At 70.5% G+C, this 19,452-nt stretch carries 18 protein-coding genes; 13 read left to right on the forward strand and 5 right to left on the reverse strand.

The features are described 5' to 3' along the window. Positions 1 to 64: 64 nt before the first annotated feature. From ABD091_RS18375 to ABD091_RS18395, 5 genes are all read left to right on the forward strand, one after another. Positions 65 to 2,677: a DNA translocase FtsK gene (locus ABD091_RS18375; RefSeq protein ID WP_343921332.1), complete on the forward strand. Its 2,613-nt coding sequence runs from the start codon at positions 65 to 67 to the stop codon at positions 2,675 to 2,677. Next, positions 2,674 to 4,443 carry a helix-turn-helix domain-containing protein gene (locus ABD091_RS18380; protein ID WP_343921334.1) on the forward strand — a complete coding sequence of 590 codons (1,770 nt, stop codon included), beginning with the start codon at positions 2,674 to 2,676 and terminating at the stop codon, positions 4,441 to 4,443. Before ABD091_RS18375 ends, ABD091_RS18380 begins: the two co-directional genes overlap by 4 nt. 74 nt (positions 4,444 to 4,517) lie before the next feature. Next, positions 4,518 to 5,972: a 30S ribosomal protein S12 methylthiotransferase RimO gene (rimO, locus tag ABD091_RS18385; RefSeq protein ID WP_343921336.1), complete on the forward strand. Its 1,455-nt coding sequence runs from the start codon at positions 4,518 to 4,520 to the stop codon at positions 5,970 to 5,972. Then, positions 5,969 to 6,604 (forward strand): CDP-diacylglycerol--glycerol-3-phosphate 3-phosphatidyltransferase, encoded by a 636-nt coding sequence (pgsA, locus tag ABD091_RS18390; RefSeq protein WP_343921339.1) that lies wholly within the window; start codon positions 5,969 to 5,971, stop codon positions 6,602 to 6,604. Before rimO ends, pgsA begins: the two co-directional genes overlap by 4 nt. A 129-nt stretch (positions 6,605 to 6,733) precedes the next feature. Beyond that, positions 6,734 to 9,727, forward strand: a complete 2,994-nt coding sequence (locus ABD091_RS18395) for an ExeM/NucH family extracellular endonuclease (RefSeq protein ID WP_343921341.1) — start codon at positions 6,734 to 6,736, stop codon at positions 9,725 to 9,727. Positions 9,728 to 9,740: 13 nt separating this feature from the next. Here the strand turns inward: ABD091_RS18395 and ABD091_RS18400 are convergent, their stop codons facing one another. After that, on the reverse strand, positions 9,741 to 11,522 hold the full coding sequence (locus tag ABD091_RS18400) for a glycoside hydrolase family 15 protein (RefSeq protein WP_343921343.1): 1,782 nt from the start codon (positions 11,520 to 11,522) through the stop codon (positions 9,741 to 9,743). 29 nt (positions 11,523 to 11,551) lie between these two features. Between ABD091_RS18400 and ABD091_RS18405 the strand changes: the two genes are divergently transcribed. Both ABD091_RS18405 and ABD091_RS18410 read left to right on the forward strand, forming a co-directional pair. Further along, positions 11,552 to 12,046, forward strand: coding sequence for a CinA family protein (locus ABD091_RS18405; protein ID WP_343921345.1), 495 nt, complete (start codon positions 11,552 to 11,554; stop codon positions 12,044 to 12,046). A gap of 37 nt (positions 12,047 to 12,083) precedes the next feature. Further along, positions 12,084 to 12,380 (forward strand): helix-turn-helix domain-containing protein, encoded by a 297-nt coding sequence (locus ABD091_RS18410; RefSeq protein ID WP_343921347.1) that lies wholly within the window; start codon positions 12,084 to 12,086, stop codon positions 12,378 to 12,380. A 5-nt stretch (positions 12,381 to 12,385) separates the two neighbouring features. On the opposite strand, the gene ABD091_RS18415 is transcribed toward ABD091_RS18410, so the two are convergent. Beyond that, positions 12,386 to 12,661, reverse strand: coding sequence for a hypothetical protein (locus ABD091_RS18415; protein WP_343921349.1), 276 nt, complete (start codon positions 12,659 to 12,661; stop codon positions 12,386 to 12,388). Positions 12,662 to 12,741: 80 nt separating this feature from the next. Then, positions 12,742 to 13,212, reverse strand: a complete 471-nt coding sequence (locus ABD091_RS18420) for a GNAT family N-acetyltransferase (RefSeq protein ID WP_343921351.1) — start codon at positions 13,210 to 13,212, stop codon at positions 12,742 to 12,744. A gap of 192 nt (positions 13,213 to 13,404) precedes the next feature. Here ABD091_RS18420 and ABD091_RS18425 point away from each other — a divergent pair, with 192 nt between their 5' ends. The 3 genes from ABD091_RS18425 to ABD091_RS18435 all read left to right on the forward strand — a co-directional run bounded on the left by ABD091_RS18425 (position 13,405) and on the right by ABD091_RS18435 (position 15,986). Further along, positions 13,405 to 13,947, forward strand: a complete 543-nt coding sequence (locus ABD091_RS18425; RefSeq protein ID WP_343921353.1) for a hypothetical protein — start codon at positions 13,405 to 13,407, stop codon at positions 13,945 to 13,947. Positions 13,948 to 14,268: 321 nt separating this feature from the next. After that, entirely contained in the window at positions 14,269 to 14,967 is a 699-nt protein-coding gene (locus ABD091_RS18430) for an alpha/beta fold hydrolase (RefSeq protein ID WP_343921355.1), read from the forward strand. A gap of 164 nt (positions 14,968 to 15,131) precedes the next feature. Next, positions 15,132 to 15,986 (forward strand): LLM class flavin-dependent oxidoreductase, encoded by an 855-nt coding sequence (locus ABD091_RS18435; RefSeq protein WP_343921357.1) that lies wholly within the window; start codon positions 15,132 to 15,134, stop codon positions 15,984 to 15,986. Positions 15,987 to 16,094: 108 nt separating this feature from the next. Here the strand turns inward: ABD091_RS18435 and ABD091_RS18440 are convergent, their stop codons facing one another. Further along, complete coding sequence (locus tag ABD091_RS18440) at positions 16,095 to 17,027, reverse strand: GNAT family N-acetyltransferase (RefSeq protein ID WP_343921359.1); 933 nt, start codon at positions 17,025 to 17,027, stop codon at positions 16,095 to 16,097. Positions 17,028 to 17,228: 201 nt separating this feature from the next. Here ABD091_RS18440 and ABD091_RS18445 point away from each other — a divergent pair, with 201 nt between their 5' ends. The 3 genes from ABD091_RS18445 (at position 17,229) to ABD091_RS18455 (ending at position 18,925) form a co-directional block, all read left to right on the forward strand. Next, positions 17,229 to 17,612: a hypothetical protein gene (locus ABD091_RS18445; protein ID WP_343921361.1), complete on the forward strand. Its 384-nt coding sequence runs from the start codon at positions 17,229 to 17,231 to the stop codon at positions 17,610 to 17,612. A gap of 88 nt (positions 17,613 to 17,700) precedes the next feature. After that, positions 17,701 to 18,093, forward strand: a complete 393-nt coding sequence (locus tag ABD091_RS18450) for a hypothetical protein (RefSeq protein WP_343921364.1) — start codon at positions 17,701 to 17,703, stop codon at positions 18,091 to 18,093. A gap of 586 nt (positions 18,094 to 18,679) precedes the next feature. After that, on the forward strand, positions 18,680 to 18,925 hold the full coding sequence (locus ABD091_RS18455) for a hypothetical protein (RefSeq protein WP_343921366.1): 246 nt from the start codon (positions 18,680 to 18,682) through the stop codon (positions 18,923 to 18,925). Positions 18,926 to 19,025: 100 nt separating this feature from the next. Here ABD091_RS18455 and ABD091_RS18460 read toward each other — a convergent pair whose 3' ends face one another. Next, a complete protein-coding gene (locus ABD091_RS18460) occupies positions 19,026 to 19,409 on the reverse strand; it encodes a hypothetical protein (RefSeq protein ID WP_343921368.1) in 384 nt (127 codons plus the stop codon). Between the last annotated feature and the right edge of the window lie 43 nt (positions 19,410 to 19,452).

Genomic DNA, 19,452 nt, shown 5'->3' on the forward strand with positions numbered 1-19,452 from the left:
TGTGACGGCGACACGCATCCTGTGATCCGTGTGACTGGAGTGACGGTGGCCTAGCCTTCTGACCATGGCGACCCGTACGTCTTCCCCGCCGGGGTCGCGGAGCAAGAGCACGTCCTCGTCCAGGTCCTCGGCCTCGAAGTCAGCATCGAAGTCGAAGCCGAAGACCAGCTCGAGGAGCTCGACCTCCCGAACCCGGAGTACCACCAGCCGCACCCGACCCAGCTCCAGCCGGACCAGCTCGAAGAGCCGTCCGGCTCCTCGGGCTGTCCGTAACGGGCCCGGCCCGGTCTCGCGCACCTTCGGCGCGCTCGGTCGAGGGGTGGGTGCGACCTGGATGGCGACCGCCCACGGCCTCGGTGCCGGGGCCCGCAAGGTCGGGGGAGCAGCCCGCGACCTCGAGCCCGAGCAGCGCCGCGACGGCGTCGGGCTCTTCCTGATCGCCCTGGCCGTCGTCGCCGCCGCCGCGGTCTGGTGGCAGCTGCCGGGGGGCGCGATGGACGTCGCTCGCACGGTCGTCTCCGGCTCGGTCGGCAAGGTCGGCTGGCTGGTCCCGGTGATGCTCGTGCTCATCGGCTGGCGCAACATGCGCGATCCCGAGCACAACGGCCCCGCCGGCCGCCAGGTGATCGGCTGGCTCGCGCTCGGCTTCGGCGTGCTCGGCATCGTCCACATCGCCAGCGGCAACCCCCAGCCCCAGCTCGGCGATGCCACCGACCTCCAGTTCGGTGGCGGCGCGATCGGCTTCGTGGTCAGCAGCCTCCTGCTCGACCTGCTCCGCTCGGCCTACGTCGTGGTGCCGCTGCTCGTGCTGCTCTCGACGTTCGGCGTGCTCGTCATCAGCGCGACGCCCGTCTACCAGATCCCGACGCGGCTGGCGCACCTGCGCGACTCGATGCTCGGCCGCACCCACGACGAGGACGCCGAGCCGACCCAGCCCGTCCGCCGGCGCGGACGTGCGGGCGACGACATCGACCCCGAGATGGGCGACCCCGCCTACGACAGCCCGGTCCTCAGCGACCGGGAGCTGAAGAAGCGTGCCAGGGCCGCAGCCAAGGCGGCTCCGGACGAGGACGACACGCCCACCGAGACGAGCCCCGTCGCCCCCGACCTCTACGACGCTGCGCCCGACAAGGGACGTGAGGAGCTCGAGCCGCCTCCCCACAGCCCGATCCCGCAGCGCGTCGAGCAGCTGGCGCTGTCCGGCGACGTCACCTACTCCCTGCCGGACAACGGCGCGCTCAAGCCCGGGTCGGTGCACAAGGCCCGCTCGAAGGCGAGCGACGCGGTGGTCGACCGACTGACCCAGGTGCTGGAGGAGTTCGGCATCGACGCGCAGGTCACCGGCTACACGCGCGGCCCGACCGTCACCCGCTACGAGGTCGAGCTCGGTCCTGCCGTGAAGGTGGAGAAGGTCACGGCGCTGTCGAAGAACATCGCCTACGCGGTCGCCTCGGCCGACGTGCGCATCCTCAGCCCGATCCCCGGCAAGTCCGCGATCGGCATCGAGATCCCCAACACCGACAAGGAGATCGTCTCCCTCGGCGACGTGCTGCGGTCGAACACCGCCCGCTCCGACCACCACCCGATGGTCGCCGGGCTCGGCAAGGACGTCGAGGGCGGCTTCGTGGTCGCCAACCTGGCCAAGATGCCCCACCTGCTGGTGGCCGGCGCCACCGGCTCGGGCAAGTCGTCGTTCATCAACTCGATGATCACCTCGGTGCTGATGCGGGCGACGCCCGACGAGGTGCGGATGATCATGGTCGACCCCAAGCGGGTCGAGCTCAACGCCTACGAGGGCGTGCCCCACCTGATCACCCCGATCATCACCAACCCCAAGAAGGCGGCCGAGGCCCTCGCGTGGGTCGTGCGCGAGATGGACATGCGCTACGACGACCTGGCCAACTTCGGGTTCCGGCACATCGACGACTTCAACAAGGCGGTGCGGGCCGGCAAGGTCGAGCTGCCGGCGGGCAGCGAGCGCGAGCTGGCTCCCTACCCCTACCTGCTGGTGATCGTCGACGAGCTCGCCGACCTGATGATGGTCGCCCCGCGCGACGTCGAGGACGCCGTCGTCCGCATCACCCAGCTGGCGCGCGCCGCGGGCATCCACCTCGTGCTGGCCACCCAGCGTCCGAGCGTCGACGTCGTGACCGGCCTGATCAAGGCGAACGTGCCGTCCAGGTTGGCCTTCGCGACGTCCTCGCTGGCCGACAGCCGGGTCATCCTCGACCAGCCGGGCGCGGAGAAGCTGGTGGGCCAGGGCGACGGGCTCTTCCTGCCGATGGGCGCGTCGAAGCCCGCCCGTATCCAGGGTTCGTGGGTCACCGAGGCCGAGATCGCCACGGTGGTCTCCCACTGCAAGAAGCAGCTGGAGCCGACCTACGTCGAGGACGTGACGGCGCCGCAGCAGGCGAAGAAGGACCTCGACGACGACATCGGCGACGACCTCGAGCTGGTCGTGCAGGCCATCGAGCTGGTCGTCTCGACCCAGTTCGGCTCGACGTCGATGCTGCAGCGCAAGCTGCGCGTCGGCTTCGCGAAGGCGGGCCGGCTGATGGACATCCTCGAGAGCCGGGGCGTCGTCGGCCCGAGCGAGGGTTCCAAGGCCCGGGACGTGCTGGTCAAGCCCGACGAGATCGAGTCCGTGATCGCAGTGATCCAGGGGGAGGCGTCATGAGTGAGGCACCGGTCTTCGGCCACCACGACGAGGAGTCGGCGACGGGGGAGACCCCCACGTCGCTGGCGCTCGCTCCCGAGGCGGTCGTCGTACGCCGCAACGCCGGCCTGGCCGCGCTGGTCGGTGGCCTCGCGTCGGCGGTCGCGATCGCCTGGGCGGCCCGTGCCGCCCAGAGCGGTGCCGTCGTCGACTGGACCCTCGCGGTCGTGCTCGGAGCACTCGGCATCGGCCACCTCGCCGCGCTGCTCGACGCCCGGACGCCGCTCCTGGTCGCCGACGCCCAGGGCGTCCGGATGCGGCTGGGCCGCACCTGGGGCGGGCTGCCGTGGGGCGCGCTCGCCCGCGTCGAGCACACGCCGCGCCGTGGCCTGCTGCGCGACGGCCGGCTGGTCATGGTCGTCCACAACCCGGCGCGGCTGCTCGAGGAGCTCGACCGCGGAGCCCGGCGCCAGTCCCGGCTGTGCCAGCGCCTCTACGGCGCCCCGTTCGCGCTGCCGCTCGGCCTGTCGACCCGCGTCTCCGGCCAGGGTGACGACCTGACCGCTGCGCTGACGGCCCTGGCGGCCGGCACCAGCCGCGTGGTCGAGGTCGGCACCCGCGAGATCGAGGTCGAGGAGGTCGACGAGGCCGAGACCGACGGTGTGGAGGTCGAGGTCGCGACCGACGAGGAGCGGCACCTGCCCGACCCGCGTCCGCGCCTCGCCCACGCGCTGTTCCGCCTCTCCGGCCTGTGCCAGCGCGAGCACGACGAGGAGGCCGACATCGACGTCCTCGTCGAGGAGGTCGCCACCGAGGACACGGAGCCCCTCGTCGCCAGCGCGACGCCGAGCCCGCTCCGGCTGCCGACCGCAGCTGCCCGTGCGGAGCTGCGGGTCGAGACCGGCGCGGACGCGGCGGACGACGAGGCGGCCGGCCGCGAGCTGCGCCGACCCGGGAGCGTGAGCCTGGTCGAGGAGACCCAGGTCTGGGGCGACCGCGTCGCGCCGATCGCCCGTGAGGGCCACGCCGTCGAGCCGTTGCTCATCGACGACCACGCGGTGCGGCCGGCAGTCGACCCGGTGGTCGGCCCGGAGCTGGCCGCCGCCCGCACCCGGCTCGCGCTGACCGTCGACCAGCTCGCGGAGCGCACCCGGATCCGTCCCCACGTGATCGAGTCGATCGAGGTCGACGACTTCACCCCGTGCGGCGGCGACTTCTACGCCCGTGGCCACCTGCGCACCCTCGCGCGCGTCCTCGGGGTCGACGTCGCGCCGCTGCTGACGGCCTACGACGACCGTTACGCCGACGCCCCGATCAGCCCGCGCCGCGTCTTCGAGGCCGAGCTCGCGACCGGCGCCCACGGCTCGATCCGCGGCACCCGCGGCGGTCCGAACTGGTCGGTGCTGGTGGCCGCCGTCATGGCCGTGGTCCTCGCCTGGTCGGTGGCCCGGCTGGCGATGGACGGCCCGAGCGACGTCCCGGAGACCCGGACCGTGCTCAACGGCAGCGCCGGTCTGACCAGCGGCGGCACCAAGGCCGCTCCCGCCGTGCCGGTCGAGCTGACGGCGGCGGGCGGCGGCGCCCGCGTGACGGTGCGTGACGGACGCGGCTCGGTCGTCTTCCAGGGCGGCATCGCGTTCGGCGAGACCAAGTCGCTCGAGGTCTCGCCGCCGGTGCGCGTGGAGTCCAGCGACGGATCGCTGACCACGACGGTCGACGGTCAGGACAACGGCCCGCTCGGCGCCACCGGCCAGCGCGCCTCCGACCTGTTCGTCGCCACCGACTGAGACCCTCCCCACGGGCGCGGCCACGGCCCGGCGAATCGGGTCGCCGGGCCGCGAGGCGGCATACTCGTGCGGACATGACTGCCGAGACCCCCACCGCCCCCGCGGCGACCGAGAGCCTGCTCTCGGTCGCGCTCGTGACCTTGGGCTGTGCCCGCAACGAGGTCGACTCCGAGGAGCTGGCCGGTCGGCTCGAGGCCGGTGGTTTCCGGCTCGTCGACGACGCCGAGGACGCCGACACCGTGGTGGTCAACACCTGCGGCTTCGTCGAGGCGGCCAAGAAGGACAGCGTCGACACGCTGCTCGAGGCCGCCGACCTCAAGGAGACCGGCAGGACCCAGGCGGTCGTGGCGGTCGGCTGCCTTGCCGAGCGTTACGGCAAGGACCTCGCAGCGTCCCTGCCCGAGGCGGACGCCGTGCTCGGCTTCGACGACTACCCCGACATCGCCGCGCGGCTGCGCTCGATCGTCGCGGGCGAGGCCCACCACCCCCACACGCCGCAGGACCGGCGCCGGCTGCTGCCGATCACCCCGGTGGACCGGGCGACGTCGATCGACGACGACTTCCTGAGTGTCCCGGGCCACACGCCTGCCAGTGGTCCCCGCGCCGTGCGCCGGCGGCTCGACGGGGGCCCGATGGCGCCGCTCAAGCTCGCCAGCGGCTGCGACCGGCGCTGCTCGTTCTGCGCGATCCCGGCCTTCCGCGGCTCGTTCGTCAGCCGCCGCCCGAGCGACGTGCTCGGCGAGGCGGTCTGGCTGGCCGGCCAGGGCGTCAAGGAGGTGTTCCTCGTCAGTGAGAACTCGACCTCCTACGGCAAGGACCTCGGCGACCTCCGGCTGCTCGAGACGCTGCTGCCCGAGCTCGCTGCTGTCGACGGCCTCGAGCGCGTGCGGGTCTCCTACCTCCAGCCGGCCGAGACCCGCCCCGGCCTCGTCGAGGCCATCGCGACGACGCCCGGCGTGGCGCCCTACTTCGACCTCTCCTTCCAGCACGCCAGCGCCACCGTGCTGCGACGGATGCGCCGCTTCGGCGATCCCGAGTCCTTCCTCGCGCTGCTCGCGCGCATCCGGGAGCTCGACCCGACCGCCGGCGTGCGCTCGAACGTCATCGTCGGCTTCCCCGGGGAGACCGAGGACGACCTCCAGACGCTCTGCGACTTCCTCGTCGAGGCCCGCCTCGACGTCACCGGGGTGTTCGGCTACTCCGACGAGGACGGCACCGAGGCGGCGTCCTACGACGGGAAGCTCGACGACGACGAGGTGCGGGCCCGGACCGAGCACGTCACCGCCCTGGTCGAGGAGCTGGTCAGCCAGCGCGCCGAGGAGCGCATCGGCGAGACCGTCTCCGTCCTGGTGGAGTCCGTCGAGGACGGCGAGGACGGGATCGAGGTCCGCGGTCGCGCCGCCCACCAGGGCCCCGAGGTCGACGGCGACACCTACCTGATCGGCTGCACCGCGTCCCTCGGTGACCTCGTGACCGCCGAGGTCGTCGCCAGCGAGGGCGCCGACCTCCACGCCAAGGAGCTCCCGTGACCGAGACCCGTCCCGGCACCAGCAACCTCAACGTGCCCAACGCGCTCACGACCCTCCGGATCGTGATGGTGCCGTTCTTCGGCTGGGCCCTGCTCGCCGACGGCGGCGAGTCGATCACCTGGCGGCTGGTGGCCTTCGCGTTGTTCGCGGGCGCGATGATCACCGACAAGATCGACGGCGACCTGGCGCGCAAGCACGACATCGTGACCAACTTCGGCAAGATCGCCGACCCGATCGCCGACAAGGCGATCACGGGCATGGCCTTCATCGCGCTCTCGGTCGTCGGCGACATCTGGTGGTGGGTGACGATCGTCGTCCTGCTGCGTGAGTGGAGCGTGACCCTGCTGCGGCTCTCGATCCTCAAGCACGTCGTCATCGCCGCCGCGTCGAGCGGCAAGATCAAGACGACGCTGCAGGCGCTGGCGCTGAGCGTGCTCACCTTGCCGCTGCCCCACGGCGACGGTGCCCACGGCGGTGCCTTCGACCGGTTCGGCCTGGCGGGCGAGCTGGTGTTCTACGCCGGGCAGGTCGCGCTGGCCGGGGCGGTCTGGATGACCCTGTGGTCGGGCTACGAGTTCTTCCGCGACGTCTGGCGGCAGCGGGAGAACCTCCGGTCGCGCTCCGGCAACTGACGACACTTTCGTCACCGAATCTTCATCAACTGGTGGCGAAGTCGCGCCGAGGCACCGGGTTAGGGTGACCGAGGTCCGTGGGGACACCACCCCGGGCGGACCCTGTCTCCTCTCGCGGAAGGTTTCTTCATGCCTGCACTCCGTCGCGCCGCTGGCGCCTCGGTGGTCGTCTCCCTGCTCGCCGGCGGCCTCTCGGCCCTGGCCGTGGCACCCGCCTCGGCGGTCCCGGGCCCGGACTCGACCGTGTTCATCAACGAGATCCACTACGACAACGCCAGCACCGACGTGGGCGAGTTCGTGGAGGTCGCCGGTCCTGCCGGCACCGACCTGACCGGGTGGAGCATCGTGCTCTACAACGGCAACGGCGGTGCTCCCTATGCGACGACGGCGCTCTCGGGCTCCATCCCGTCCCAGGCCGGCGGCTACGGCACGGTCAGCGTGGACGCCGCCGGAATCCAGAACGGCGCGCCCGACGCGGTCGCCCTGGTGAACAGCAGCACGCTGGTGCAGTTCCTCAGCTACGAGGGCACGTTCGCCGGCGTCGGCGGCGCCGCTGACGGCCAGACCAGCACCGACATCGGCGTCGCCGAGGCCGGCACCGAGGCCGTCGGTCAGTCGCTGCAGCTGACCGGCACCGGGACCACGTACGGCGACTTCACCTGGACCGGTCCCACGGCCCAGTCACCGGCCGCTGCCAACACGGGACAGACGTTCGGGACCCCGAGCAACGACCTCACGGCGACCGACCCCGGCGATGTCGAGGTCACCGTCGACGAGCCGATCACCCCGATCACGCTCGAGGCCCGTGGCGGCACCGCGCCCTACAGCTGGGAATTCAGCGGTCTGCCGGCCGGCCTGGGCGAGACGAGCGACGGGACCATCGGCGGCACCCCGACCGAGACCGGTGAGTTCACGATCACCGCGACGGTCACCGACTCCGCCGAGCCCGCGGCCACGGACGAGGTCCAGTTCGCCCTCACCGTCAGCGAGCCCGTCGAGCCCACCGCCATCGCCGACATCCAGGGCACCGGTGACACCTCGCCGCTGGCCGGCCAGACGGTGACCACCGAGGGCGTCGTCACCGCCGTCTACGACACCGGCGGCAAGAACGGTTTCGTCATCCAGACCGCAGGCGCGGAGCCCGGGACGGCCTCCCACGGCCTGTTCGTCTACACCTACAACGGCACCCGCGCCGGCCTGGTCGACCTCGGCGACGCGGTCGAGGTCACCGGTGAGGTCAGCGAGTACAACGGCCTGACCGAGCTCACCGCCGGCAGCGACGGGGACATCGTGAAGACCGGGACCGGCACCATCACGCCGGCCGCCGTCTCGTGGCCCGCGACCGAGGCCGCTCGCGAGTCGCTCGAGAGCATGCTCGTCGACCTCTCCGGGCAGCAGTTCACGGTCAGCAACAACTACTCGACCAACCGCTACGGCGAGGTCGGGCTGGCCACCGGTGACACGCCCCTCATCACGCCGACGGAGGTGGCCAACCCGAGCGAGACCGAGGCCTACGACGCCGTGGTCGCCGACAACGCCGCGCGGGGCGTCATCCTCGACGACGGTGCGAGCACGGACTACCAGACCAATGCCGCGGCGAAGGACCAGCCGCTGCCGTGGATCGACCAGGACATCACCGCCCGGGTCGGCGCCGACGCCACCCTGGACGCCCCTGTCGTCGTCGACTACGGCTTCGACGCGTGGCGGGTGCAGCCCACCGGCGCCGTGACCGGCGTGCAGCCCGACCTGGTGACCTTCGAGGACACGCGACCCGACAACGCCACGCCCCAGGACGTGGGCGGTGACATCACCGTCGCCACGTTCAACGTGCTCAACTACTTCAACACGACCGGCATGGACTGGGTGGAGAGCGGTCGCGGCACCTGCACCTACTACACCGACCGCGCCGGTGACGAGGTCACCGACAACCGCTGTGAGCCCGACGGCCCGCGTGGTGCGGCGGAGGACGAGGACCTCACCCGTCAGCAGGACAAGATCGTCGCGGCCATCAACGCGCTGGACGCCTCGGTGGTCTCCCTGGAGGAGATCGAGAACTCGCTGGCGCTCGGCGAGGCCGACCGGGACGACGCCCTGGCCGAGCTGACCACGGCGCTGAACGACGCGGCCGGCGAGGAGCGCTGGGCCTTCGTGCCGTCGCCCGATCCGGCCGACCTGCCGGCCAGCGAGGACGTCATCCGCACGGCGTTCATCTACGACCCGTCGGCCGTCTCGCTCGACGGCGACTCGGTGATCTTCGACGACCCGGCGTTCGCCAACGCCCGCCAGCCGCTCGCCCAGGCCTTCGTGCCGGTCGCCGGCGCGGAGTCCGACGCCTTCGCGGTGATCGTCAACCACTTCAAGTCCAAGGGCTCGGCGTGCGACGGGGAGCCGGAGGGTCCGCAGGGCAACTGCAACGAGAGCAGGGTCGCGCAGGCCGAGGCGCTCGCGCAGTTCGCCGACGACTTCGCGACCGAGCGGGGCCTGGAGAAGGAGTTCCTCACCGGTGACTTCAACTCCTACACCCGCGAGGACCCGATGCTCGCGCTCGAGGACGCCGGCTGGACCCAGCTGACCTCCGACACGGCCGACGAGTGGAGCTACTCCTTCGACGGGCAGTCCGGCTCGCTCGACCACGTGCTCGCCAACGACGCGGCCCTGGCTGCCGTGACCGGCGTGGACATCTGGGAGATCAACGCCAACGAGGCGATCGCCTACGAGTACAGCCGCCACAACTACAACGTGACGGACTTCTACGCCCCCGACGTCTACCGCGCCTCCGACCACAACCCGGAGATCGTGGGCATCGACGTCACGGAGACGGCCCAGCCGGCGACGGCCCACGTCAAGGTCGACGTGCGACCCGACCGGGTCAAGGCCAAGAAGACCCGCCCGCGGGTCTGGGTGCGGGTACGGGCCGAGGGCGCGCCCGCGACCGGCCAGGTGGCCTTCCGGGTGCAGGGCCGCGGCCTGGTCGCGGTGAAGAGGCTCGACGACGGCCGGGCCCACGTCCGGCTCGCCCGCTTCCAGAAGCCCGGGCGCTATCGGCTGACCGTGGTCTACCGGGGCAGCGAGACCGTGGCGCGTGCGAAGGACGTCAGCCAGATCCGGGTGGTGCGGCGCTAGTCCGACCCGATCGTCACTGCTGGTGCTGGTGCAGGCGGAAGGCCGCCTGCACCAGCGCCAGGTGACTGAAGGCCTGGGGAAAGTTCCCGGCCATCCGGTCACCGTCGACGTCGTACTCCTCGGCGAGGAGTCCGACGTCGTTGCACAACCCGACGAGTCGGTCCAGGAGCGCCCGTGCGTCGTCGGGGCGTCCCGCTTCGGCGTAGGCCGACACCAGCCAGAACGAGCAGGCGAGGAACGGGTGCTCGTCGCCCTCGAGGCCGTCGACACCCGACTCGGTGCGATAGCGCAGCACCAGCCCGTCGCACATCAGGTCGGCCTCGACCGCGGCGATGGTGCCGAGCACGCGCGGGTCGTCGCCGGGCAGGAAGCCGATCAGCGGCAGCACCAGCAGCGACGCGTCGACCTCGCGGGTGTCGTAGTGCTGGGTGAAGGTGTTGCGCTCCGTGTCGAACCCGCGCTCGCACACCTCGGCGTGGACCGCGTCGCGCAGCTCGCGCCAGCGGTCGACGGGTCCCTCGAGGCCGTGGTCCTCGACGGCGCGGACGGCGCGGTCGAAGGCGGCCCACACCATCGCCCGTGAGTGGGTGAAGTGCTGGACCGGGCCCCGGATCTCCCAGATCCCGTGGTCGGGCTCCTGCCACGAGTCCGCGAGCGCGTCGACGAGCTGGCGCTGCAGCGACCAGGCGTTCGCGTCGCTCGGGACACCGGCGTCGCGACTCTCCGACAGGGCGATCATGACCTCGCCCAGGACGTCGGTCTGGCGCTGCGTGACGGCCCCGTTGCCGATCCGGACGGGACGCGAGTCGGCGTAGCCCGGCAGGTGGTCGAGCTCGATCTCCGGCAGCCGACGGGCGCCGTCGACGGCATACATGATCTGGAGGTCGGCGGGGTCGCCGGCGGCGGCGCGGAGCAGCCAGGTCCGCCACTTCTCGGCCTCCTCGGTCGCGCCGGCGGAGATCAGGGCCTCCAGGGTGAGCGCGGCGTCGCGCAGCCAGCAGTAGCGGTAGTCCCAGTTGCGCGAGCCGCCGAAGGCCTCGGGCAGCGACGTGGTCGGCGCCGCCACGATCCCGCCGGTCTTCTCGTGGGTGAGGAGCCGCAGCGTCAGCAGCGACCGGACGACCGCGTCGCGGTGGGGGAGGCCCTCGAGCTTGCACTGGTCGAGCCAGCCGCGCTCGTCGCGGATCGTGGCCTTGATCCGCTTCTTCATCTTCTCCTTGTCCGGGATCGGGTCGGAGGAGCGGACCCACGTGGTCGAGAAGGTGAGCGTGTCACCGGCCGCGACGTCGAACTCGTCGGCGTGCTTGTGGTCGGTCGGCGTGGGCAGCCGCGGGCCGCGCAGCACGAGCATGTCGGGACCGGCGACGGCGGTGATGGCGTGGTCGCCCTTTCCGGGGTGGTGGCGGGTCACCCACGGCTTGATGTGGCCGTAGTCCATGCGCACGACCCACTCGTGGCGGAACCTCACGGTCCCCTCGACCCCGGTGAGGCGGCGTACGACGTCGGCGCGGTCGTCGCCCGTCGGCATCAGGTCGAGCAGCGTGACGACACCGTCCGCGGTGGTGAAGGTGGTCTCCAGGCTCGTCGAGTCGTCGACGTAGCGCCGGGTCGAGGTCCACTCGCCGACCGGGACCAGCTGCCAGTGGCCGTGGTCGTCGTCGCCGAGCAGACCGGCGAAGCACGCGGGCGAGTCGAAGCGGGGGAGGCACAGCCAGTCGATCGACCCGTTGCGGCCGACGAGCGCAGCGGTGTGCCGGTCCCCGATGAGGGCGTAGTCCTCGATCGGCAGCGCCATGCCGCCCATCATGTCCTACGGTCGGGTACGTGACCGCACTTCCGGACGCTCGCGGGCTGGTGGCCCTGTTGGTCGACCGGGGCGCGACGCTCGCGACGGCGGAGTCGCTGACCGGCGGCCGGCTCGCCGCGGCGGTCACCGGGGTGCCGGGCGCGTCGGCGGCCTATGTCGGCGGGATCGTCGCCTACGCGACGCGGGTCAAGCAGGAGCTGCTCGGGGTGCCCGACGCGCTGGTCGCCACCCACGGCGTGGTCTCGGCGGAGTGCGCACGAGCGATGGCGTCGGGGGTGCGGACCGCGCTCGACGCGACGTGGGGCATCAGCACGACGGGCGTGGCCGGGCCCGATCGGCAGGAGGGGAAGCCGGTCGGCACGGTGTTCGTCGGGCTGGCCGGTCCCGCGGGGTCGGAGGCGGTGGAGCTGTCGCTGGCCGGGGACCGGGCGGACGTGCAGGACCAGACCGTCGGCGAGGCGATCGCGACGCTCGTGTGGAAACTACGCAGGGAAGAACCAGGGCTCCGGTAGCGTTGGGCCCCACGACCTGGTGAGGGAGGTGACCCGCATGGTGATGTTCCGGCGACTGCTCGGTGACGTCCTCCGCGAGAAGCGGCTGCAGCGCGGTCTCACCCTGCGCCAGCTCTCCGCCGAGGCCCTGGTCTCGCTGGGCTACATCTCCGAGATCGAGCGCGGTCAGAAGGAAGCGTCCTCCGAGCTGCTCGCCTCGCTGTGCGCTGCTCTGGACGTCCCGCTGTCGGAGGTCCTCTCCGACGTCTCCTCGCTGGTCGCGGTCGAGGAGGCCGCCACCACCGACGTCGGTCCTGCCACTCCCGGCGTGCCCGACATCGTCGCTGCCGCCTGAGACCGTCAGAACCCGGCGTCGCCACCCCCGTGGCCACCGCCGTCGAGGCTCGCGCCCTCCCAGCCGCCCCTCGCGTGGCCGGCGTCCTCCAGCTCCGGGGCCGGGGACATGAGGGTGTGCGTCATCGCCGCTCCCATGCCGACCACGATCAGGCCGCCCAGCAGGATCAGGCCGGCGCTGGCCGGACCGCGGGCCTCGAGGACGAGGAACACGCAGGTGCCCAGGGCAGCGGCGGAGACGGCGAGGTAGCTGGCCCATGCGAGGCGACGTCGATACGTCATGCCTCAGTGTGCACCGGGAGGACCACCTGCGGAACGCATCAACGGCTGGCTCACCACCGCGCGTCTCGATCCTGGCGCGGTCACAGCCTGAGCACGAGGATCTCCTCGTCCCACTCGGCGTACTCGCCCGTCGGCACGAACCCGAGCCCGACGTAGAACTGGTAGGGCGAGTGCTCGCCCTCCGGGTGGCAGCTGGTCAGCAGCTCGGTCGCGCCACGTTCCTTGACCAGGGCGGCGAGGTGTCGCACCACGGCCGTGCCGACCCCCGTTCCCTGGGCAGCCGGCGCGACCATCAGCTTCCAGAGGAACCACGGCCCGTAGAGGCTGGGTGGGTGCGGCTCGACGTCCCAGCTCAGCATCACGAAGCCGACCGGGACGCCGTCGCGGTAGACGCCGCACGGCCACGGGTTCCCCTCCGGCAGCTCCGCTGCCTCCTGGAGCGAGTCGTCGACGCTCCCGCCGACCCACTCGGCCTGGTGCGGCGGAAGCACCACGTGTGCGCGCAGCTCGGCCAGCACGTCGGGAGTGATCTCCCGCAGCTCGAGGTCCATGGGTCGAATCTAGGACGTCTCGAGCGCGAACGACCCCAGGAACCTTGGTGCGATCCGGCCCCGACACGAGGAGCACTGCCCTACGGTTCGACCATGTCACCGACCTCGACCATCAGTGAGTCGATGGAGACCACCAGGTCCCCGGCCACGCATGGACGTCGTCGTCGGCCTCTGATGTGGGTCGGCGTCGCCGTGGCCGCAGTCGTCATCACGCTCGTCTGGCGGGGATTCGCGGGCCACACGTTGGACCAGGTGGTGGTCGGCGTGACGGGCCACGACTGCCGTGACACGGCGAAGGTCCGTGAACGTGCCGATACAAGCCTGCTGGTGCGGACATCCGAGGAGATGCGGTGCACGTTCACCGTCACCGTGGCCAACCACGGCGGCCGACCGGTTCATGTCGGTGAGGTCCGAGCGGCTGCGATGGGTCCGGAGACCGGATCGGTCCTGCTCGCGGAGAGCATCGACGGCTCCGCGCCACACGGGGAGCTGGCGACGGTCGACGCCCTCCACGCGCTCGACCGTGAGCTGGCCGGCGACTCGACGACGACGTTCGACATCGTGGTGGTCTTCCATCCCGAGGGATGCAACGACAGCGGGACCCTGACGCTCTTCGGGTTCCCACAAGTCGAGCTGTCGGCGCTGGCCGTGCACCGAACGGTCGACGCGAGCGAGGACCTGGCGTTCCGGAACACCATCCGCACCCCGGGGTGCCGTCACCCCAACCGAGGCTGACTTTCCGCAGGCGGGAGTGAGCGACCACTGTGCCGCCCTCCGCACAGCGGCATCCGGGACGGCGTTGGAGGCGCTCCTCGTCCAGCCAGCGGATGGTCGGACAAATGCATTGCCGTGGCCCTCCGCCCGGGGTCTAGTGGTCACATGACCATGCATGGAGTCAGCGGGCGAGCGGCTCCTGCGTGGTTGCTGTTGGCGGTTTTCCTTCTGGCCTCGTGCGCCGACGACTCCGCGACACCCACCGCTGCCGAGAGCGAACGGACCGCGTCGAGCGCTGGTGCCCCATCGGACTCCCAAGACACCTCCGCGAGCGGCGATTCCTTGGGCGGCACCTTCACCGTGGACGGACGCGAGATGCTGCTGGACTGTGTGGGTCAGGGCGACACCACGATGGTCCTGGAGGTCGGCGAGGGTGCTCCCTACCAGGCGCTCTCCGGCATCGGAGACACCTACGCATCTCAGATGAGGGTGTGTTCCTACCAGCGCGTCAGCACCGACAGGGACCTCGCCTCGGACCTGCACGGGCTGCTCGAGATCGCTGGCGTGCCCGGCCCCTACCTGCTCGTAGGAGACTCGGCCGGGGGCCTCTTGGTCCAGGCATACGCAGCCGCCTACCCCGAAGAGACTGCCGGCGTCGTCGCCATCAACCCGGTCCCTCCCTGGCAGCAGTGGTCGACCCTGGGTTTCAAGGCGATGACGCCCCAAGAGCGTCAGGGTGAGACCGACTACTACGCGGGCGCCAACGGGGAGTCGCTGGACTACCGAGACGTGAGTGAGTTCGTGGGCGAGTCTCCGGTGCCGCGCGACGTCCCACTGGAACTCCTCATCTCGACCGTCGCACAGTGCGACAGCCCCCGGGACATCTGCGGACGCACCTACCCGGCCTACGAGCAGATCTCGAAAGACATCGCTCAGCGATGGGGCGAGGGCAGCTACCGCCAGGTCGAAGCTCCGCACGACATCCCGACGGCAGTCGTTCAGTCCTCCATCGACGAGGTCATCTCACGCTCCCGCCCATGAACAATGCAGTGAGCTGAGCGAACGTTGTGCCGCCATTCGCTCAGGGGCATGAGCGGTCGCGCGTGTGCGGGCGACGGCCGGCTCCGGATGGGGCTGTTCTCGAGTCCGGGTATTCCCCACAATGGCTGCCATGCGACGGCTGGACCAGTGACATGAGGCTGGGAGTGTTCGGCCCCTGGCTCGAGCCATGGGCCGCGGCCAGGTCGACCTGGCAGAGCCTCGAGCTGTTGGGCTTCGATGTCGCCTACCTCGGGGATCACCTCACCCATCCGTCGCTGCAAGGACGGTGGATTGGCGACCCCTACACCATGCTCGCAGCGGCGGCGCAGGTGACCACCGAGCTGGAGCTGGGCACGCTTGTCGCCTCCGCAGCAGTTCGCGCCCCGGCGCCGCTGGCCCGTACGGCGGCCACGCTCCAAGACCTCAGCAGCGGAAGGTTCGTGTTGGGTGTCGGCGCAGGTGTCCCGGGCGACGAAGAGGTGCTCCTGGGCGAGACGCGCACCAACAAGGAGCGGTTCGATCGCTTCGTCGAGACCGTGGAATCACTTGAGTCGTTGTGGTCGGGCCGCCCGCTGCGCACCCGAGCGGTGACGCCCCTGCCTCTGGTCCCGGGCCAAGCCCGACCCCACCTGATGATCAGCGCACACGGACCGCGCGGCTACGACCTGGTCGCACGTTGCGGCGACGGATGGAGCAGCTACGGCGGCGCCCGCGCCGCAAGTCTCTCGGACGAAGACTTCTGGGACGAGGTGACCCGCCAGTCGGCAGCCGTGACCCGCGCCTGCGAGAGCGCCGCGCGCGACCCCAACGAGCTTCGGCGGTCACTGCTCGTGGGCTATGGGCCCGTGAACCCGCTCGGTAGCGAGCAGACCTACCTGGAGTGCCTGGAACGGGCCGAGCAGGCGGGCTTCAACGAGGTCGTCGTGTACTGGCCCTGGCCCGACTCGACCCCTGGAGACCGGTTCTGGGCGGACCACGAGGTCATCCAATCAGCCATCGCCCGTGCACGAGATCGCTGACAACCACCGTGATGCAACACCTCGGGGACCAACGGCCGTGCTCTCAGCGGAATGACGAAACGCTATGCCGCCATCCGCTCAGCGGCATGAGCGAGCGTGATCCTGGCCTCAGGGGGCCTCGAGATCGATGCGCGTCTCGGTGCAGCGGAAGCCGGCGCGGCGGAAGGCCGCCGCCATGGGGGCGTTGGCGGCGTCCGTGGTCGCCGTGATGCGAGGGGCGCCCTGCTCGGCGTGGAAGCGGGTGATGAACGCGAGGATCTCGTCGACGTACCCCCGACCTCGGTGCTGCGGGAGCACAGCGAGGTATCCGACGTTGCGGTTCGTCGGGGTCGCTGACGGGATGGCGACTCCGATGACGGTGCGGTCGGTCGTGGCGGCCGTGTGCCACCAGGAGCGTTCCCCTGGGCAGGCTCGGTAGTAGTCGATCTCGGCACGGGCCAAGTCGTCGGGGCTGCTGGACTCGAGCTCGCGGCGGGTCATGACGTCCAGCGAGCCCTCCGTAGCGGCGGCGAACAGTCTTAGGAACGTGTCGTCGTCGGCTGGTGCGAACACGAGCGAGCGGGGCTCGGGCGGCAACGGTCGATGCGCGTCCCACTGGAACTGGAGTCGCTCGTTGACCCGCGTCATTCCCGCTGCAGCAGCGGCGCGACTCTTCAGGTCCACCTCGGCGACGAGGGTCGCATGGTCGCGCCAGTCGTTCGGCAGTCGCATCGTGTGTGGCAGCGGGGCGGCCACCCCTCGCGTGGACAGGGCCTCGTGTCCCGCATGGAGAAGGGCTGTGGCAAGGCTGTCGCGGTCGGTCACGTGCGCAGCGACGTCCCACACGTCCAGCGCGATCGGCACGGCCGTGTCCCGGCCCCACCACATCGCTCGCCCGATGACCGCGCCAGACTCGTCGATCGCCAGGACGGACCACTCGGGCCGAATACGGCCAGCCTCGATCTCCGCTACTACCTCGCCGGCCGAGAGACCGGTCTCGGCAGGGACGCTCAGCGACGCCGCGAAGGCCAGCTGCGCGGCAGAGGGCTGGGCGAGTCGCATCACCCGAGTTTCAAGGCCACCCCCACCGCAAGCAACCCCGTTTGTCGCTCATCGCCATGATCGCCACGCGGCATGAGCGAACGCTGTGCCGCCATCCGCTCGGCGGCATGAGCGGTCGGTCGTTTCCCCGCTGGTGGGCGCGCACTCGGCTAGCCTGACGCGGGCCGCTGCCTTCTGGCCGGTCCAACGAGGGGAGCCGAGTTGATCGATTCCGACGTGAAGGAGCCGGGACCGGCCGCCTGGTACGTGCTGTCCCTGATTCCGCTTGGCCTGTACATCGTCTACTGGTGGATCCTTCCCGCGCCTGTCACCAACCCGGTCTGGCTGCTCCCTCTTGTGCCAATCGCGGTGTTTGTCGGGCTGCGTGTCGGGCAACTCACGCAGCAACGAACGGAGGGGCCGCGGTCCCGTAGTTGGATCATCGCTACCCAGACGCTGGCGATCGGAGCGACTGGCGCAGCACTCCTGCTCGCCCAGGCCCTCTCCCCAACGGCGATGGAGTGGCTCGGCTTGGGCATGGTCCTGCTCGTGACGTCCCGCGCGGGATTCGACTCCGGGACCCGACGCACCCGCTCATCGGCATGACCGCTACGCGGCATGAGCGAGCGACGCCGCGCGCACGCTACGCGGCATGAGCGGCTCGTCACCGGGCAGTTGTGGCACTGTCAGACCCATGCACGAGTTGCCGGAGTCTCTTGAGATCCTGGCGCACGAGCTCGCGACCCGTGACTACGCCTTCGCCGACTCGCCAGCCCCGGCATCCACTCAAGACGCTGCCCTGCGACTAGTGAACGGCGACATGTCCGTGCGGCTCACCAGGACCGGCGGTGCATGGTTCATCGACCTCTCGTGCCGCGCTTGGGGCGGCGGTTGGCACGACGCCGCTCTCGTGCGCGCTGCGTTCGAGCACGCACCTCTGTCTGTTGAGGTGCCCCTCGCTGAGCAAGCCACGTGGGTCCTGAGCAACCTCGAGGGACGACTCTCTGACCCGTCCCGAGCGTCCCGAGTGGCTGCCCAGTTGAACCGACTGACCGACCTCGACGCCCACCACAAGTTCGGCGTCTGACCCATCCGTCCAAGGCACGCCGCCATCCGCTCAGCGGCATGAGCGGTCACGCGCGAGATCCGGCGTGACATGCTCCTGGGCACGTGTGCCAACCGAATTAGAGGGGAAACGAGTGTCATCCACCTCGAAGGCAGCGAGGCAGGTCGCCCTCTTCAGCGCGCTCGCTGCCGTCTTTTTCGTGGTGATCTTCATCGTTGCCGATGACGGGACCATGAGGGTGTTCACGGCGATCGGACTGGTTCTCGCTCTGGGCGGTCTGATTCTTGCGGGTGCAGCATCACGCAAGGCGGCCCGACAGGGGCCTGAGTCCCCGCCGCAGTGAGAGCGGCATGAGCGTGCAGTCAACTGACGTGCTCGGACCGAGAAGATGATCCGGCGTAGGAGACGTCGCCCCTTCTGCTCCCGTACCGTTGTAGGTCAGCCTGCTCAACGCCCGGCGCTGGTACTGGGCGTCCCTGAACCCAAGGATGACGGCACCGTTCGAGTCGGGCCAGGCCCCAGGAGGCGCCGCCCATCACGGGCGGCGACCTCCGAAAAGCGCACCTGTGAGCAGCATGAGCGGTCACGGCCTCTGTACCCTCGCCGGGTGCATCACGACGCGGACTGGGCGCGGCGGGCGCAACTCGAACTGCGCGCCCTGTTGAACGAGTGGGACCCCTTAGGGGTGTTCGAGCCGGACGACGGGCACGATGGGCCAAGTCCTGTGGACGAGTACGACTGCATCCGCGACCCGCTGATGTCGCACCTGCTCCGGGGAGACAATCGCTACGAGGTCGCCGAGTACCTGCGAAACGAGCTACAGACCACTTTGGCTTGGAGCCGTGGCTCGTGACCACCAACTTCATCGACCGCATTTTCGACTGGTGGGAGTCAGCAAAGTAGCGCCCTTGCCGTCAGCAGATTCGCCTTCAGGTAGTGGCATGAGCTTGCAGTCAGGACTGGGGCCGGTAGGTGCGGTAAATCTCGCCGTCGGGCCACTCCGGTTCGAACACCTGCAGTACTTGCTGCGCAAGGTCGCGAGTGCGGGGGTCATCACCGTGGGCGGCGTGGGCGGCAAGCGCCTCGCGGACCTCAGGCCACTGCAGCGACCGCATCGAGAACTCCAGCAATTCGACCGCTCCCCAGTCCCAGTCCCTGACCAGCTTCAGCAAGGCATCGACTGCCGTCGAGTGGGGAAGCCGGTCCGACTGGAGAAGCTGCAGCAGATCCACAAGAGCGTGCTCGTAGACGTTCACGCCAACGAGGTGCTTGGCGGCAAGGCGAATGACCTGCAGGCGTTCAGCCAGTTCATCCTCAGCGGGCCACTGCACGTCCATCCGGCCATCCTGACAGCACGCCCGCTCATCGGCGGGAGCGCGT

Origin of the sequence: Nocardioides aestuarii (genome assembly GCF_039527245.1) — a bacterium.
Classification (GTDB): domain Bacteria; phylum Actinomycetota; class Actinomycetes; order Propionibacteriales; family Nocardioidaceae; genus Nocardioides; species Nocardioides aestuarii.

What these genes read in the sequence shown, in the direction of transcription:
- ABD091_RS18375 (WP_343921332.1), top strand. Translation starts at nt 65, where the DNA reads ATGGCGACCCGTACGTCTTCCCCGCCGGGGTCGCGGAGCAAGAGCACG.
- ABD091_RS18380 (WP_343921334.1), top strand. Translation starts at nt 2,674, where the DNA reads ATGAGTGAGGCACCGGTCTTCGGCCACCACGACGAGGAGTCGGCGACG.
- rimO (WP_343921336.1), top strand. Translation starts at nt 4,518, where the DNA reads ATGACTGCCGAGACCCCCACCGCCCCCGCGGCGACCGAGAGCCTGCTC.
- ABD091_RS18395 (WP_343921341.1), top strand. Translation starts at nt 6,734, where the DNA reads ATGCCTGCACTCCGTCGCGCCGCTGGCGCCTCGGTGGTCGTCTCCCTG.
- ABD091_RS18400 (WP_343921343.1), bottom strand. Translation starts at nt 11,522, where the DNA reads ATGGCGCTGCCGATCGAGGACTACGCCCTCATCGGGGACCGGCACACC.
- ABD091_RS18410 (WP_343921347.1), top strand. Translation starts at nt 12,084, where the DNA reads ATGGTGATGTTCCGGCGACTGCTCGGTGACGTCCTCCGCGAGAAGCGG.
- ABD091_RS18415 (WP_343921349.1), bottom strand. Translation starts at nt 12,661, where the DNA reads ATGACGTATCGACGTCGCCTCGCATGGGCCAGCTACCTCGCCGTCTCC.
- ABD091_RS18420 (WP_343921351.1), bottom strand. Translation starts at nt 13,212, where the DNA reads ATGGACCTCGAGCTGCGGGAGATCACTCCCGACGTGCTGGCCGAGCTG.
- ABD091_RS18440 (WP_343921359.1), bottom strand. Translation starts at nt 17,027, where the DNA reads ATGCGACTCGCCCAGCCCTCTGCCGCGCAGCTGGCCTTCGCGGCGTCG.
- ABD091_RS18450 (WP_343921364.1), top strand. Translation starts at nt 17,701, where the DNA reads ATGCACGAGTTGCCGGAGTCTCTTGAGATCCTGGCGCACGAGCTCGCG.
- ABD091_RS18460 (WP_343921368.1), bottom strand. Translation starts at nt 19,409, where the DNA reads ATGGACGTGCAGTGGCCCGCTGAGGATGAACTGGCTGAACGCCTGCAG.